Source organism: Kribbella sancticallisti (genome assembly GCF_039530625.1).
GTDB lineage: Bacteria > Actinomycetota > Actinomycetes > Propionibacteriales > Kribbellaceae > Kribbella > Kribbella sancticallisti.
The window spans coordinates 67,725-82,990 of sequence record NZ_BAAAOS010000008.1; the positions used below are offsets into that span (position 1 = coordinate 67,725).

Sequence of the window (15,266 nt, forward strand, 5' to 3'; positions counted from 1 at the left end):
GCTCTCGGTGACTGAGGCAGCATCCACCGGTCTAGCTTGAGCGAGTTCCGGCCCGGGCTGAGGCTCGTCGTTAGCGGCGGTGAATCGGCGGGTCTACGGGGTGTCGAGTAGGCGGGTCGTTCCGCGGATTATCTCTCCGTTCCGGGACTCCGGGATACGGAAGGTCGGGCTGCGGAGCAGGAGCAGTCGGCCGTGTCTCGTCGGGCATCTCAGGTCCCTCCGAGTTCAAGCGCCAAAGCTACGAGCTCGACAGCTAGGACGACGATCTCGAGCTGCAGCGCAAACCACATTCTGCCCGATGGTCGCGTGTTCAGCCGGCAGTCCGACCACATGTACAGCGCAAGGTTCCTACGCATCCGGTCTTCGGTCGCACCGAACCGTGCGGCTGACGGTCGAGCTCTCCGGCCTCCTGTGCACGATGGAACTATGCCGCGTTGTTGGGATCGTCCAGCACGCCGCCCCGAACGAGACCATCCCCGTGTCCTGCTGATTGGCGTAGTGCGGCCGGATAAGAGCCGCGGTCACTGTCGCCCACGCGGTGCCGTCGCGCGGATCCGGGTCTCCGGTCATGACCGAGTGGGATCGAACAGTGGATTCGGGAACGATTCGTCCACGCGCGCTGGTACGCCGGGAATGGTGACGTCGGCGGGCAGATCCGCGCCGCGAAGCGGCTTGGGCAGCCCCAACGCCTCCGGCTGGGTCTGATGATCCGAATAGTTCCAGTAGGGAGGCCCCAGTCGTCGGCCGGACCGCCCAGCGCCTTGATGTGGGCGCGGACGACGGCCTCGAACTCCAGGAGATAGATGCCAGGGCAGGAAGAACCAGTGGTTGTGTGCACATTGGTGCCAGATCGCCATCCGGCCTTGGTGTTTCGGCCGCGATGCCGCCGGGGCGAAGGTGGCGTGGACCTGCGCCTGGTAGCCGAGGCTCAGCGGATCGGACCAGGTGCGGGCGATCGCCGCCATCTGCCTGCGCTGCTGCAGAGGTAAGCCCTGTGGTAGGGCATCATTGAAGACCTCCGGGAACTCGTCGAGCCTGAAGGTCAGGGTCTTCATCTGATGGATCGCCGCCGCGTACCAGATCAGATCGTCGTGCCATCCGTTGACCGGTCCGGTCCGCCAAGCAGCTTGTCGGGTCACCGGTGCCGTAGTCGTCCCTCCAGGGTCATGAGCTTGTCCCGGCCGCCGTCAGGACGACCGGGAACGCGACGAGAATTAGCCAGACGATGGCGAGAGCGATCAGGCTGAACTTGATCAGTGCGCAGACCTTCGCCGCGAGTGCATGCGGCTGGAGGTCGTCGGCCTTGTTTGCACTGCTCAGGACCGACAGCAGAAGCACATCCTCCGCGACATCCAGCAGGCCTGCCAGTACGACGGCGATTGCGATGGCGATGCCGATACCCTCAGTCGAGGGCCAGGTTTGGCGGCCGATCGTGTCGGCCGAGACCAAGGCAGGGATCGCGAGAACACCGGTGTAGCCGAGGATGAAGGGGAAGTCGGCATGGATGTTCCGTTTGGCCGCCTGCCAACCGGCGGGACCCCAGGCGGTGAGAATCTCCCGGGACTGCTTGGTGGATCCGGCCAGCTCGAAGGCGACGATGTCGGGTCCGCCGGTCTGGCGGAGATCGCCCGCCGTTCTCGCCATTGGCCGGCTCGCTCGCAGCAGGATTAGGCCGCAGCCGACGAGGGCCGCGATCCAGGCCGCAGTCCTCATCATTGCCTCGGCAGGATTCGGAGGAGTGGCGCCGGCTGCGGAACCCGGCCGGCACTCGGCGGGTGCTTCTTTTGTGCGGATTCGCCGGCATGCCGCATCAGCTCGGCGGTCAGTTCGCGTTCGCGGCGGGTCATCTGTACGCTGCCGATCTCGTAGCTCGGGTTGTTAGCGCCGTATTGCCTGACGAAGTGCTCGTAGCCGTCTGGCCCATAGTTGTCGTACATCCTGGTCAAGGTGTTGTCGAACTCCGACATCGCCACCCGGTAACGGATCCACCGGTGCCGATCGAAATCGAAGTCGCCGAACAGGGGACTGCGAGGTCGGCTCTCCAGAATCGAAGCTCGTCCTGAGTCCGGTCGTGTCGACGGCTAGTTGAGTGGCTGGCTACGGCGCCCGGCAGGGTCTGCCCGAGAACGGGCGATGCGCAACTGTTGAAATATCACCATGAGCGGCAGATCTGCAGCAAGCGTGTCGGCAGATTTGCAGTCACCGACCGGCAGATCTGCAGGCTAACTGGCGGCAGATTTGCAGTCTGGTGCATACTCGGAGGGGTGAGCGATGAATCGGAACCCCGAGCTGAGCCTGAGTCTCCGTTGGGACGTGTACTGCCCCGGCATGCGCGTGCGCTCGTCGACGAGGCGATGGCTGACACTCGGGTTGTTCTTGTGAACGGTGCGCGGCAGAGCGGTAAGAGCACCCTGGTGCGCCTGGTCGGGGCTGCCGTGGACGCGCAGTGGTACACGTTCGACGACGCCGACATCCGTGAGGCGGCCCGTGAGGATCCCAGGGAGTTCGTTGCCGGGACGGCGCCGATGATCATCGACGAGATCCAGCGGCTCCCTGAGCTCCTCCTTTCGATCAAGGCCCGGGTCGACGAGCGACCGCTGGCCGGCCAGTTCCTGCTGACGGGGTCAGCGCGTGTCCTGGGTCTGCGCACGTTGCCGGATGCGCTTCCGGGCCGGATGGAGACGATCGAGCTGTGGCCGTTCGCGCAAGGTGAGATCGACGGAAGACCCGATCGTTTTATCGACGCGATCTTCAGCCATGGTCCGGATCTGCGCCACGTATCCGGTCTCGACCGCGCCGACTATGCCGACCGTGTTGTGCGGGGCGGCTTCCCCGAGGCGGTTGCCCGTGATCAGCCGCGCCGGCGGCAGCGATTCTTCGACTCGTATGTCAGCAATCTCATCAGCCGCGATGTCAGCCAGGTCGGCGAGATCGAGAAGGTCGGCGAGATGGAGAAGCTGGTCCGGTTGATCGCTGCGCGTTCCGGCGGGCAGTTGGTGATCAACGAGCTGGCTGGCAAAGCGGGGCTGGCGAATCACACGGTCGCGCGGTACGTGAGCCTGCTGCAGGAGATCTTCTTGATCAAGCTGATCCCTGCATGGTCCCGCAACCTCAGCACCAGAGTCACCGGTACCCCGAAGGTCGCCGTGACGGATTCGGGGATCGCGGCGAACCTGGTGGGCGCCGATACGGGACAGTTCAAGCGACCAAAGAGCTCGTTCGGGCCGTTGCTTGAAGGCTTTGTGTTGATGGAGCTCGCGCGGCAGCAGAGCTGGAACGACACGCGTGTTGATCTGTACCACTACCGCACCCGCGATCAGGTTGAAGTCGACGCCGTGCTGGAGAACCGACGCGGCGAGGTGGTGGGCATCGAGGTCAAAGCGTCGTCCACCCCACGCTCCGACGACTTCCGCGGCCTACGGCATCTCCAAGATCGACTCGGGGATGACTTCATCGCCGGTGTGGTCCTGCACACGGGGCCACACACGCTCCCATTCGGCCCCAAGCTGCGCGCCATGCCGATCAGCGCGCTCTGGGAACTGAAGCCGTGAATCAGGCCCGAGGATGATTCGCCACACGGACCGGCTGAGGCGGGATTGATGGCGCTCACCGGCCCGTCGCCGCCAACCCGACCAGGGCCGGCGTGCCCATCGGTGATCTTCTGGCGGGGATGTCGGGCGCGTTCGGCGTCACATTCTCAAATGAAGGCATCTGGCCGTTCGCATCGGGACAGCGCGTTTGGTTTGGCAGGTATGCACGGGACGCCCGCGGGGCGTTGGGCGTCTCCGTGCCCATGGTCGGAGTGGTTACTGGGTGTCGGTGATGGTGAGTGTGACTGGGAGGGCCGCGCCGAGGTAGAGGTGGGTCACGACGTACTTGGTGTTGGAGGGGATGACGCCGGTTTCGTCGGCTGCCGCGGTGGCGACCTGGCCGAGGAGCTGGCAGGACGAGTTGTAGAAGTACATGTCCAGGTCCCAAATGCCGACGCCCGCGCCCTTGATGGTGATCGCGTGCGCGCCGTCGCCTGACTCACCGGTCAGCGTGGTCACATGTCCGTCGGCGTCCTGGCTCGCGGGTGGGGCTGTGCAGGTCGTGACGAACTCTGTCCCGGTGACGCCTGGATCGACCACGTTGGCCGGGTCGCCGGCACTGATGGTGAACTCCTCGGTCACCGGTGCGTCGGGCGGTGTCGGCGGCAGCGGATCCACCTGCTTCACGGTGCCCGAGAACACCTGCAGCTCGCCGGTCTGGACGGATGTCTTGGTGTCACCCATGGCCTCATCGGTCCAGAACCGCACGTACGACGCGGTCACCGGCTTGGCCAGCTTGAACGTCTTGTAGTGCACATCCGGCACGACCGGCCGAGGCGCCTGGTAGGAGAACGCGTCCTTGCCGAAGGCCCCGGAGACGGTGGTCCAGTTGACGCCGTCGGTGCTGGTTTGCAGCGTGAACGACTTCAGCGCCTCGAACCGCGAGGACGTGTACGCCGACACCTGCACCGCGGAGACGCTTGCGGACTTCGCAACCTTGATCACCGCGTTTCCGGTGCCCTTGGCGGCTGAGAACGTGGTCGCCTCGGTGTCGTCGATCAGGGGCTTCGCGCCGTCGGGGTTGGTGGTCGAGATCACCTCGGCACCGTTGGCTGCGGACGCCAGGTTGGGCGCGAGGGTGAACCGCTTGGCTGTTGCCTTGCCGGCCGAGACGGTGACGGCGGGGAAGGTGTGCGCGCCGAAGCCTGGCGCCTGGATGGTGACCGAGTAGGTGCCGGCTGTTGCGGGAACGGTGAAGGCGCCGGTCGTGCCGGTCTTCGCCACCGGCGTGACCTTGGCCTCGAAGACGCCGAGAATGATCTTCGCCCCGGCGATCGGCTGCCCGGTGGAGGCGTTCAGCACGGTGCCGGTGATGCTGCCGTTGCGGGCCGGGTTGCGGTGCTCGAAGCCCGGAACCGGGTCGGTGTCGTTCGTCCCGGTCGGATCGTCGGCGGTGGTGTGGTTCCGGGCCGAGGTGCCCATCCCGCGCTGGGCGAAGGCGGTGTAGACCAGGTCGACCAGCTGACCCGCATCCGGGCGCGAGTGGTACCGGTTGTCCAGGGCAACGATCATGGCGTCGCGGACGTCCAGCATGGACGGGTCGTTGGGCGACAGCGGCATCGCGTCGGTGACGATGCGGGCCGACATGTCGGCGCCGAGTGCCTGACCGTACTTCGCGACGAGAGCCTTGCGCAGCTGCCACAGTGTGGCGGTCCAGATCTCGCCGTCGGCGTGCACCTCGGGCCCGGTGAGGTCGTACCCGATGTCGGCGAAGGTCGTCGGATTGTCGTCGTACGGCCAGTTCCGGATGGCCCGGATGTCGTTGCCGGTCGCGTAGGCGCCAAGCTCCGAGGTCGTCTGCAGCCCTTCGCGATGCAGGTAGTTCAGGCCGTACCAGTCGCTCCATCCCTCGCCCATCGAGCCGGACTGATGCCCGCCGAGTGCGCCGTCCTCGGTGCCGACGTACCGGTTGGACAGCCCATGGGCGTACTCGTGCTCGATGACGCCGGCGTCGAAGTCACCGTCTCGGCACTTGCCCTCGAAGGCGTCGTTGATCGGCTCCCAGAGGAACATCCCGCTCCACGGCGGGATCCCGTCCGGCAGCGTGAGCATGTAGGCGTTGTCGCGGCCGGTGTACGTCGGTGCGCCGCCGGACACCGCTCCCGCCTGGACCAGGCCCTGGATCGCGTCGCCGCCGAGGCCGCCCTTGCCGAAGTTGTCGATCTGGAAGTTGCCGGCCGACTCGGTGAAGCCGAGAGCGTAGAACTCGTCGTGAATCCGGTTGTGGTGGTAGAAGAGGTTCGTCGTCGAGGGGTTGACGTCCTGGCTGTACGACGGTACGGCGCACTGCTGGGTGCCCCACTGGTCGGTGAACACGTAGTTGAACTTGCCGAGCGGATCGATCGGCCGTGGACCCGGGTCGACCGGGCCGATGAAGTTCGACCAGTTCGCGTGGGCGTTGGCGTTGTTGCCAAAGGTCGTCACACCGGTGCCGGTCAGGCCGAGCGGATCGACCCAGCCGTTGGGTGACTGCGGCGTGCGCCCGAACGACACCCGCTCCGCGGTACCTCCGCCTGGTGCGCCGGGATAGTTGCGGTAGACGGTGCCTTCCGGGTCGAGCGGTCCTTCGTGGCGGACCAGACTGCGGCGGTACAACACCTCACCGGTTCGCGCGTCCACCAGAATGTCGTACGCCTCGTTCAGTGCCTTCAGGAAGAGCACCTGGTACGCCGCGCGCCCACCCGCCGCTGTGCCGAACGCGGACTTGCGAACGTAGGACTCGGCGGCGAAGGGGCCGGCAGCAACTACCTGGAATCCGGCCCGCGTCGCCCCGGTGAGAGACGGGGTGTAGCTCGCCGCCGGTGTCAGCAAGCTCGCCACCTTCGACAAGGCCGACTCGGGACTGAAGTTGAAGGATCCGGCCAGGCCGTTCGTGCGGCTGGTGGAGCCGGTGTAGCTCAGCACCCGGCCGTCCGAGGCCACCGCGAGGCCTACCGAACCACCGCGGGCCGCGGCGATCCCATCGAACACCTGGGTGAGATCGACAACGTGTGTCCCGGTGCCCGGCAGCAGGTGGTCGCGGCGAACCACCATCGCCGCGATGTCACCCGCGCTGAGTCCAAGCATCTCCCGATGCTCGGTCAGCCACTCCCGAGCGACCATTACCGCGGAACCCGAGCGCGGGCCCGACAGGGCTCCGCCGACATCCGGCCTGATCGTCCGCGGCGTGCCGTACCGAGGATCCCAGCTGACGCGGGAACCCTTACCACCCACGGCAAGGACCTTGGCCACCGCGGACACCTGCTCGGTGGTCGGACGGATCAGATTCCCGAGCGCGGAGCGGGCATCGACGACGGAGTCGCCGGGCGGTCGCCCGGAGCCTGGTGGTTCGGTGAGCGCCGAAGCGCCCGACGCGGCGCCGAGACCCGCGAGGACTGTGGCACCGACGGCGATCAGGGCGATGGATCTGGACATGGGCGGAATGTGCACGGTCGTACTCCTGAGCACGGTTCGCCACCAAGGGCGAACGAGATTCGGGCGGTGAATCTGACCTGTCAATGACTCGATCCGGTGCAAGTGACGAACAGACGGATCTGACCACGAGCGGCTCGGCAACGCAAGGGCGGAACCCCGCCCGTTGGGGAGGCGAGCGAGATCCCGTCGGCTGGAACATCGCAGCGGAGCGCCGTGGCGTTACATTGATGCTGTCAGCAACCTCGAGTGCGCCGTCGAGGCAGTGGGTCGCCGAGTCGACATCCCACGCCACTGAGCGTCCGGGCGATGTCATTGCTTGCGGCAACCTTATGTCGGCAACTGAGCCGATCTCACTTCTCTGCGGCGGAGGGGCGCGGTCTGCGGGTTGTCCACATCCCTTGGGCAGCAGGGCGGAAGGAGTAACCGAAAGTGGACGCCGGCGCTTATCCGCAAGGCCTTGTTGGCCCAGCGCGGAGACGTTATAACTACCGACCAACAGCCGCCTGATCAAGCTCCGACCTCCACCCGTCCCCGCCTGTCTGCGCACCTCAGCGACCTGCAAGCTTGTCGGGAAAGCGCTTCCCGCCGGTGTGATGCCGCCTGCCGGCGGCGCTCGAGGAGCACACGAAAGCGACCGAAACCCGGCAAGGTCAAGGAGACGGTGAAGCTGCTCGAACGGGGCGGCGGCGGGGTTGGCGGCTCAGGTAGGTGTCTTGGGTGATGGAGATCTTGGCTTGTCCTAGTTGGTCGGCGAATTGGCGTGCGGTTTGGCCGGCTCGGTCGAGGGCTATGGCTGTGGTTTTGCGGGGTGCGTGGGATCGGATCCAGGCGAGCTTTCCCGAATTCGGCGGGCTGGATAGCCTCTCGGCTCACCTCGGGTTGCATGTCACTGTGCGTAGCGGCCAAAGGCTTCTGGGATCTTCATCCGTCTCGACGATGCGGGCTGAGGCAACAGCACTGAGGCTGGCCTCCAGCGCACCGGCCGCGGTGTCGGGAGTGAATCATCCGCTGACGAGCGCACACCCCGTTCCCAGATCCAGGTGGCACGACGAGAGGACCGACGCGGTGCTAACCGGTGGCCGAAGACACGCCGGCAAGGCGGCGCGGAACCGCCTGGTCGACTCCGACCCCGAAAGGGAGCTGAACGGGCCATGCGCCTCACCGAAGTAGAGCTGCGACGACTGAGTCTGCCGCTCGTCCGCCCGTTCCGTACGTCGTTCGGAACGGAGGTCAAACGAGATGTGCTGCTCATCCGGGTCGTGAACGATCGCGGAGCGCAGGGCTGGGGCGAGTGTGTCGCGGACAGCGCGCCCTTGTACTCCAGCGAGCATGTCTCAGGCGCCCACATGCTGATCAGACAGTTCCTCCTTCCCCGCTTGGCGGCGGTGCCGGAGCTGACTGCACATCAGGTGGCTCCCACGTTGGCGGCCATCAAAGGCCATACCATGGCGAAGGCGGCCGCAGAGATGGCTGTCCTGGACGCGGAGCTGCGTGAGCTGGGCGTCTCGCTCGGCCGCCATCTCGGCGCCGTGCGCGACGCCGTCTCCGTGGGCGTCTCCGTGGGGATCGCCGACACCCTGCCAGAACTGGTGGAGGAGGTCGAGGGCTACGTCGAAGCCGGCTATCGGCGCGTGAAGCTCAAAATCGAGCCGGGATGGGACATTGCGCCCCTGGCGGCAGTCCGATCCAAGTTCCCCGACATGGCGTTGCAGGTGGACGCCAACAGAGCCTACACATTGGCGGATGCGGCTCACTTGGCGAAGCTGGATGCTTTCGATCTCCTGCTGATCGAGCAGCCACTTCCGGAGGATGATCTTCGAGGTCATGCAGAGCTGGCGCAGAGGCTGACGACTCCGATCTGTCTCGACGAGTCGATCGTCTCCGCTCGTTCGGCTGCGGACGCTATCGCGCTGGGCGCTTGCTCTATCGTGAACATCAAACCTGGCCGGGTGGGTGGCTATCTCGAGGCGCGGCGGATCCACGACGTCTGCGCCGCTCACGGCGTACCGGTCTGGTGCGGTGGCATGTTGGAAACGGGGTTCGGCAGGGCGGCTAACACCGCGCTCGCCGCACTCCCCAACTTCACCTTGCCCGGGGACATCTCCGGGTCCGACCGCTATTGGCATCGCGACCTGGTCACGACGCCGGCGCTCGCCCACGATGGTTACATGACTGTGCCTGTTGGGCCGGGCCTGGGGGTGGAGCCGGACGTGCCTTGGCTCGAGGAGCTGACGGTTTCCACCGAAACCATCTCCTTCTAGTAGTTGCAAGGAGCAATCTCCGTTCCCGCGGGTTGCCCGTTGCGCAATATATCTTGGAAGGAATCTCGTGCTTGAGCACAAACCAGCGGTGCCCTACGGTGAGGGGATGCGGCACACCGTGACACGACACCCCCGTGCCAGTCTGGGCCGCGTCTTGGACGACGTAGGTTCGACCCTCTTGGACCTGGTCCTCGGCAAGCCCGATTCAGTAACAGAGATCGGTGGAGTGGCCATCCATGACCCACACGACGAGGCGCCCCTTCCCACAAGTGCCATGGTGCTCGCCGTGGATGTGCGGGAAGCAAGCGCGATCGCGGATCTGGTCACTCATGTCGCAGACCAGGGTGCCGCCGTACTCGTGGTTCGTGCGCCCGTGTCGGTCGATCAACAGGTTCAAGACGCCGTCAGCCGCACGGGGGTCGTCCTGCTCGGTCTCACCCGCGGCGCCTCGTGGACCCAGCTGACCACCCTCTTGCGGTCGACGCTGGCTGGCGAGGAGGTTGGCGTCACCGGCTCGGAGTCACTGGGCGGCATCCCGGCGGGCGATCTGTTCGCGGTTGCCAATGCGGTCAGCGCGCTCTTGGACTCCCCGGTGACCATCGAGGACCGCAACTTGCGTGTGCTGGCCTTCTCCGGACGGCAGGACGAGGTTGACCAGAGCCGGGTAGAAACGGTGCTCGGCCGGCAGGTGCCCGAGCGTCTCATCCGAGCCCTCGACGAGGGCGGGATGCTGCAGGAGCTCTACCGAAGCAGTCGACCGGTCTTCTTGGACCCGATGTCCCTGGACTTCGCCGACGTGGTCTACCCGCGGGTGGCGATTGCTGTCCGGGCGGGCGACGAGATCCTGGGGTCGATGTGGGCAGCCGTTCGACAACCGTTGACCGCCGAGCGGGAGCAAGGTTTCGTCGACTGTGCCAAACTAGTCGCCCTGCACATGTTGCGACACCGCGCTGGTGCGGACGTCGAGCGCAGGCTGCGGACCGACCTGGTCGCCACCGTGCTCGAGGGAGGTCCCGGCGCCCGTGAGGCCGCCAGCCGGTTGCGACTGACGCAACGCGCCGTCGTCCTCGCCCTTGCGCAAACCACGAAACCTGGATTGTCCGCCGCCCGGCTCGAGGCGGAGCGGGAACGACTGGCCAGCGCCTACGCAATGAACCTGTCAGCGGCCCATCCGGGCTCGGCTGCTGCTCTGGTGGGCGGCGTGGTCTACGGTATCCTGCCGATCGAGCACGGCGCTTGTGATGAATACCACCGCCCGCTACGAATTGCCGAAGACTTCCTCCGTCGCACCGGCTCGCGAGGCGCCGGAGTGATAGGCGTCGGAAGGATCGCTGCGAACGTTGCGGCGCTGGCACAGTCGCGCCGGGACGCTGACCGCGTCGTCCGGGTGCTGCGCTCGCAGGGATCGGCCAAGCGCGTCAGCACGATCAGCGACGTATGGTGCGACTCGCTCCTGTTGCAACTGGGCGACCTGATGGCTGCCGAGGAACAGCCGCTGACAGAGCCGATCGCGGGGTTGCTGGCTTACGATTCGACGCACGGTACCGTCTTGGTGGAAACCCTGCACGCTTGGCTCGACGCCTTCGGCGACGTCAAAGCGGCGGCTGCGGTGCTCAACGTCCACCCGAACACGTTCAGATATCGGCTGAAGCGGCTGGTCGAGATCGGAGAGCTCGATCTGTCGGACCCCCAGGTTCGTTTCGCCGCCATGTTCCAGCTCCGGCTGATGGAGGGTCAGGGACGGCGTAGCGCCGCCGGCGTGCACGGGTGACAGCTCCATCCCGCCACCGTCACTGTCGCTCGACGACGTACCAACCCTCACGCACGAACCCGCGGACCTCGCCGCCGGCCCGCAGGAGCGGCTCGAGCATCTGCTTCACCGCACGGCGCCAAGCTTGCGCGCAAGCCGGATCCTCGCTGCGCAGTCGTTCGGCGTCCGCGGGGACTGCGAGCAGTACTGTCCGCCCGTCCGCCGTTCCCTCGACCGGCCAGCCGGCACGGTCGCGATCCAGACCGATGACTGCCCCAGCGTCAAGCAACGCCGCCAGCTTCGGCTCGTGTAGATCGCCGGAGCAGGCTCTTGCAACGCTCGTCGCTCGAAGAGGCCACGTGATTAGCAGCCGATCACTGTCATCGCCAGCGTTGATCTGGTCACCCATGCGACCGTAGAAGTTCGGCAGGTACTGAGTCGACACCGCGGCCAGCTTGGTCAAGTTGAAGAACGCGTTCCGGCGGATGAGCGGGTCGAAGGTCCACTCGATGGCTGTGGCGGAGTGCTCCAAGGCCCATGCCCGCTGGTGCAGCTTCAGGGCGAAGCCGACGCCGCGTGCCTGTGCCCGTCCGGATACTCCCGCGATGTGGCTGTGCAAGGTCGCGGCACGAGGGGGAGCGAAAAACCCGATACAGGCGCCCACGAGGGCACCCTGAGACAGGGCGCCCGCCACATAGTTCCCGGCCTGGACCATCGCCCGCAGGAGCTCAGTCGTGACCGGCGGGTTCTGCGGCTCCGGACGCCAGATCTCGTTGTAGAGCGCACAGACCTCATCGAACTCCGACAGCAAAGATAGGTTGCGCACCGTGACCCGGGCCGCGTTGGCCGCGGCTCGTGCGGCGGCGGCCGCCTCGCCGATCGACCATACGTCCTCCTTCGATGTCGCTATCGGCGAGAGGCGTTGTTGTTCCATCCACCCATTGTCGAAGGTCGTTGGACAGGCGTCATGGTGCCCGAGACACAGATGCCGACGCACACTTATGTGCCGCTGGACAGAGCCGATCGCACGATCAGGTTCCAGCTGCGTTCAAGCAGCCGGCTGGCCGGTGCGGTCATGCAACGCGTGGTGTCGCCCGGCCGCCGAAGTGGACGTACGGCTGACCGTCCTCCAGTTCGAAGAAGACGGCCGGCACCCAATGGTGCTGACTTGAGAGCCTGGTGACCCACAAGCCCGGCCGCACCGGAAGCAGGTCCAGACGCCGGGTAGGATCCGAGAGGATGCCGGCCAACGAAGTGGTGTCCGTCATCTCGAGCTGCAGTGCACCGCTCTCACCGGAAGTGAACTCCAGGCGAGTGCTGGGGCTCTGGTAGATGCCTGCGCGAGCCAGGGCATCTCCCGGGTCGACATCACCGGCTGGACGGGGGCGAGCGGGCATCGCAAATCCTGCGAGCCCCTCGAGCAGTTCCGAAGCAAGTGAGTCGAACATCTCCGTCGCCCGTCCGCCGGTGGTCAACAGCACGATGACCACACGAGCCTCGGGTGCGATCCGGAGGAAGGCCCGTTGCCCGAAGGTCGAGCCATCATGACCGTACAGTCGCCCACTCTCGGTCTCCGACAACGCCCAGCCCAGCCCCCACGCGCTGCCACCCAGGGTCCAAGCGTCTGGCACGGTGGCCTGGGCCGACTGCATGGCATGAACCGATTCAGGCGTCAGGAGACGGTCACCGCCGGGGGCGCGTCCGTGGTCAAGGTGCATGCGGGCAAACGTCACAACCTCGCCGGCAGTCGAGCAGACCAGGCCTGCGGGCCCTGCTGACCGCGGCGGTCCCCAGCGCGGAGACGTCCTCGGTCGCGTCAAGTCGCCCACATGGCCAATGGCCGCCCGGAATCGGAGCACCTCCTCGGGCATCGTGGTGGTCTTCGACAAGCCGAGAGGCTCGATCAGTCCCTGCATCAGCACTTCGTCCCAGGGCTTGCCGCGCACCTTCTCGACGAGATGTCCTGCGATCGAGTAGCCGGAATTGCAGTACGACATCGTTGCGCCGAGCGGATGCGTCTGCGCGAGAGCGGCACAGGACTCGACGTACTTTCGCAGGCAGTCGTCCCCACGACCGGTGTCAGCGAAGTGATCGCCCTCCAAGCCACTGGTGTGCGACAGAAGATGCCGCAACGTGACGCGGTCACGAACTTCCGCATCGGCCACCCGGAACTCAGGCAGGTAGGTGGCGATCGGCTCGTCGAGGCTCACGAGACCGTCGTCGACCAACTGGAGGGCGAGTGTTCCGGTCCAAGCCTTCGTGATCGAGCCGACCTGAAAGACCGAGTCGGTTGTCGCCTCGACATCGGTGTCGACGTTGAGGACACCGGAGGCTACTTCGACAGTCTGGTCGTCAGCGTAGACAGCGAGGCTGGCGCCGACGACCTGATACTCGTGACACCTCTCGTCCAAGCTGTCTTGCAGGGTGTGCTCCATGCCATGGAACCTTTCGCGGGGGCGAGCCGTGCCACGTCACAGACATCATGACGCAAAGAGAGGAATCCCATGGTTGGGCCGGAGTACCAAATTCGCAGGGGACTTTGTTACGTGCTCCCAAGACAGCCCAGAGGGCCGCGCGTAAGGCTTGGGGCACCCTGACCGCGCCCGTGGCCAGTATGCCAAGGAGGGTCTCATGACTCGTTCACGTGCCACTCTGCGTGCGGCGCCGTCCCGTGTAGCGATCGCGATCATCGCGCTCCTCGCGACCGCCGGCTGCAGCGAGAGCAGCGGTAGCAGCAAGCCCCCGGACACACAGATCACGGTGGCGGCCATCGCGCCCATCAAGACCCTCGATGTCGCCCAGATCGAGGTGGAGCGCTCGATCGCCAGCCTGGTCACCGAGCCACTCGAGAGGACCAAGTCCGACGGCACCTTCACCCCTCGACTCGCGACCTCGGTCAGCGTGGCGCCCAAGAAGCTCGTCTATGACCTCGAGCCGTCTGCCAAGTTCAGCAACGGCAAGCCGGTCACCCCCGAAGACGTGGCCTTCTCCATCAAGCGGCTGACCAATCCGAAGACCGCGCCCGTAGCGGCCTCCCTGCTGGTGGCCGTCAAGGACGTCGCTGCGACCGGCCCGCACCAGGTCACGGTCACGAGCGACGGAAGCGACCCTTCTCTTCGCAACAACATCGCCTTCGCGGTGCGCGTCGTCGAGAAGGCGAACGTCGGGGCCAACCCGAAGGACTTCGGATCGGCGTCTGCGCCGCCCATCGGGAGCGGGCCCTACGTGGTGAGCAAGTTCAGCACCGACGAGGTCGTGCTGGACAAGAACTCCACCTACTGGGGTGAGGCGCCCGCGTTCAAGACGATCAAGTCCACGTTCGTCCCTGACGACAACACCGCTCGACTCGCCATGCGATCGGGAGACCTGGACGTCAAGTTCCTCCGTGACGTGGGCACGGCCAGGCAATGGGAGAGTGTGCCGGGCGCGAGCTTGGCCGCCCTGCCGACCACTTCGATCGACTACCTCACCTTCGACGTGGCTGCGCCGCCGTTCGACGACGTGCACGTGCGCCGGGCGTTCGCCCACGCCGTCGACCGCAAGGGGCTGATCGATATCGTCTACGGCGGACGCGCGCGCCCGCTGACAGGCATGCTGACACCCGAGGAGCTCTCCAGCATCTCCTCCCCGATGGAGGCCGAGGAGATCCTCAGCGGCCTGCCGACATACGACTACGACCTGGCCGCAGCCAAGGCCGAGCTCGCAAGGTCGAAGTATCCCAACGGGTTCTCGATCAAGGTCAATGTCGGGTCGAACATCGCTTACGGTGAGAAGACGATGCTCATTTTGCAGGAGAACCTGAAGCCGCTCGGTATCGACATCGAAATCAACCCGGTGTCGGAGGAAGAGTGGACCGCACCGCTGATCGCGCACAAGGACCTCGGGATGCAGACCTTCAGCTACGGGCCTCTCATCGCGGACCCGGCACGCATCCTCAGCCTGATGGTCAGCAGCGCGGAGGCAGTCCCGAGCGGGCAGAACATCGCCAACTTCACGTCCAAACAGCTCGATTCCGACGTCGCCACACTGACGGGGGGCCCAGACAAGGCGCAGCGACTTGCCGCCGCCAAGAGCATCCTCGAAGCCATTGCCACGGACGTGCCTTACATCCCGCTGTTCAACAAGGAGTCGGTCACCGTCACCAGCGAGGGCTTCAGGTACGACCCGGCTGGGGCTGATTACGGCGACTACTCGACGGGCGCTTGGATCGACCACATCGAGCCAGTCTCGTAGCCAGGTCGAGAGCCAGTT

Annotated in this window: 10 protein-coding genes; 4 read left to right on the plus strand and 6 right to left on the minus strand. The window is 65.9% G+C overall.

Translation table 11 applies throughout. The features are described 5' to 3' along the window. Positions 1–566: 566 nt before the first annotated feature. From ABD255_RS06070 to ABD255_RS06080, 3 genes are all read right to left on the minus strand, one after another. The gene (locus ABD255_RS06070) at positions 567–1,055 is read right to left on the minus strand and encodes a hypothetical protein (protein WP_344210675.1); all 489 of its coding nucleotides are present in this window, start codon (positions 1,053–1,055) and stop codon (positions 567–569) included. A gap of 109 nt (positions 1,056–1,164) precedes the next feature. Continuing rightward, positions 1,165–1,644, minus strand: a complete 480-nt coding sequence (locus ABD255_RS06075; protein ID WP_344210677.1) for a hypothetical protein — start codon at positions 1,642–1,644, stop codon at positions 1,165–1,167. 68 nt (positions 1,645–1,712) lie between these two features. Further along, complete coding sequence (locus ABD255_RS06080; RefSeq protein WP_344210679.1) at positions 1,713–1,967, minus strand: hypothetical protein; 255 nt, start codon at positions 1,965–1,967, stop codon at positions 1,713–1,715. A 297-nt stretch (positions 1,968–2,264) separates the two neighbouring features. On the opposite strand from ABD255_RS06080, the gene ABD255_RS06085 reads away from it, so the two are divergent. Further along, entirely contained in the window at positions 2,265–3,551 is a 1,287-nt protein-coding gene (locus tag ABD255_RS06085) for an ATP-binding protein (protein ID WP_344210681.1), read from the plus strand. A gap of 255 nt (positions 3,552–3,806) precedes the next feature. On the opposite strand, the gene ABD255_RS06090 is transcribed toward ABD255_RS06085, so the two are convergent. Then, entirely contained in the window at positions 3,807–7,004 is a 3,198-nt protein-coding gene (locus ABD255_RS06090; protein WP_344210683.1) for a M36 family metallopeptidase, read from the minus strand. 1,151 nt (positions 7,005–8,155) lie between these two features. Here ABD255_RS06090 and menC point away from each other — a divergent pair. Together menC and ABD255_RS06100 are read left to right on the plus strand one after the other, a co-directional pair. Then, positions 8,156–9,265, plus strand: a complete 1,110-nt coding sequence (menC, locus tag ABD255_RS06095; protein WP_344210685.1) for an o-succinylbenzoate synthase — start codon at positions 8,156–8,158, stop codon at positions 9,263–9,265. Between the two features lie 178 nt (positions 9,266–9,443). Next, entirely contained in the window at positions 9,444–11,036 is a 1,593-nt protein-coding gene (locus tag ABD255_RS06100) for a PucR family transcriptional regulator (protein ID WP_344210687.1), read from the plus strand. A gap of 19 nt (positions 11,037–11,055) precedes the next feature. On the opposite strand, the gene ABD255_RS06105 is transcribed toward ABD255_RS06100, so the two are convergent. Further along, positions 11,056–11,949, minus strand: a complete 894-nt coding sequence (locus tag ABD255_RS06105) for a GNAT family N-acetyltransferase (RefSeq protein ID WP_344210689.1) — start codon at positions 11,947–11,949, stop codon at positions 11,056–11,058. A 139-nt stretch (positions 11,950–12,088) separates the two neighbouring features. Continuing rightward, positions 12,089–13,450: a serine hydrolase domain-containing protein gene (locus tag ABD255_RS06110; protein WP_344210691.1), complete on the minus strand. Its 1,362-nt coding sequence runs from the start codon at positions 13,448–13,450 to the stop codon at positions 12,089–12,091. Positions 13,451–13,646: 196 nt separating this feature from the next. Here ABD255_RS06110 and ABD255_RS06115 point away from each other — a divergent pair, with 196 nt between their 5' ends. Next, complete coding sequence (locus ABD255_RS06115) at positions 13,647–15,248, plus strand: ABC transporter substrate-binding protein (RefSeq protein WP_344210693.1); 1,602 nt, start codon at positions 13,647–13,649, stop codon at positions 15,246–15,248. Positions 15,249–15,266 lie beyond the last annotated feature (18 nt).

Bases quoted from the DNA above. Each gene is read 5' to 3' on its own strand.
- ABD255_RS06070 (WP_344210675.1), bottom strand. From the start codon at position 1,055: ATGAAGACCCTGACCTTCAGGCTCGACGAGTTCCCGGAGGTCTTCAAT.
- ABD255_RS06075 (WP_344210677.1), bottom strand. From the start codon at position 1,644: ATGGCGAGAACGGCGGGCGATCTCCGCCAGACCGGCGGACCCGACATC.
- ABD255_RS06080 (WP_344210679.1), bottom strand. From the start codon at position 1,967: ATGTCGGAGTTCGACAACACCTTGACCAGGATGTACGACAACTATGGG.
- ABD255_RS06090 (WP_344210683.1), bottom strand. From the start codon at position 7,004: ATGTCCAGATCCATCGCCCTGATCGCCGTCGGTGCCACAGTCCTCGCG.
- menC (WP_344210685.1), top strand. From the start codon at position 8,156: ATGCGCCTCACCGAAGTAGAGCTGCGACGACTGAGTCTGCCGCTCGTC.
- ABD255_RS06105 (WP_344210689.1), bottom strand. From the start codon at position 11,949: ATGGAACAACAACGCCTCTCGCCGATAGCGACATCGAAGGAGGACGTA.
- ABD255_RS06110 (WP_344210691.1), bottom strand. From the start codon at position 13,450: ATGGAGCACACCCTGCAAGACAGCTTGGACGAGAGGTGTCACGAGTAT.
- ABD255_RS06115 (WP_344210693.1), top strand. From the start codon at position 13,647: ATGACTCGTTCACGTGCCACTCTGCGTGCGGCGCCGTCCCGTGTAGCG.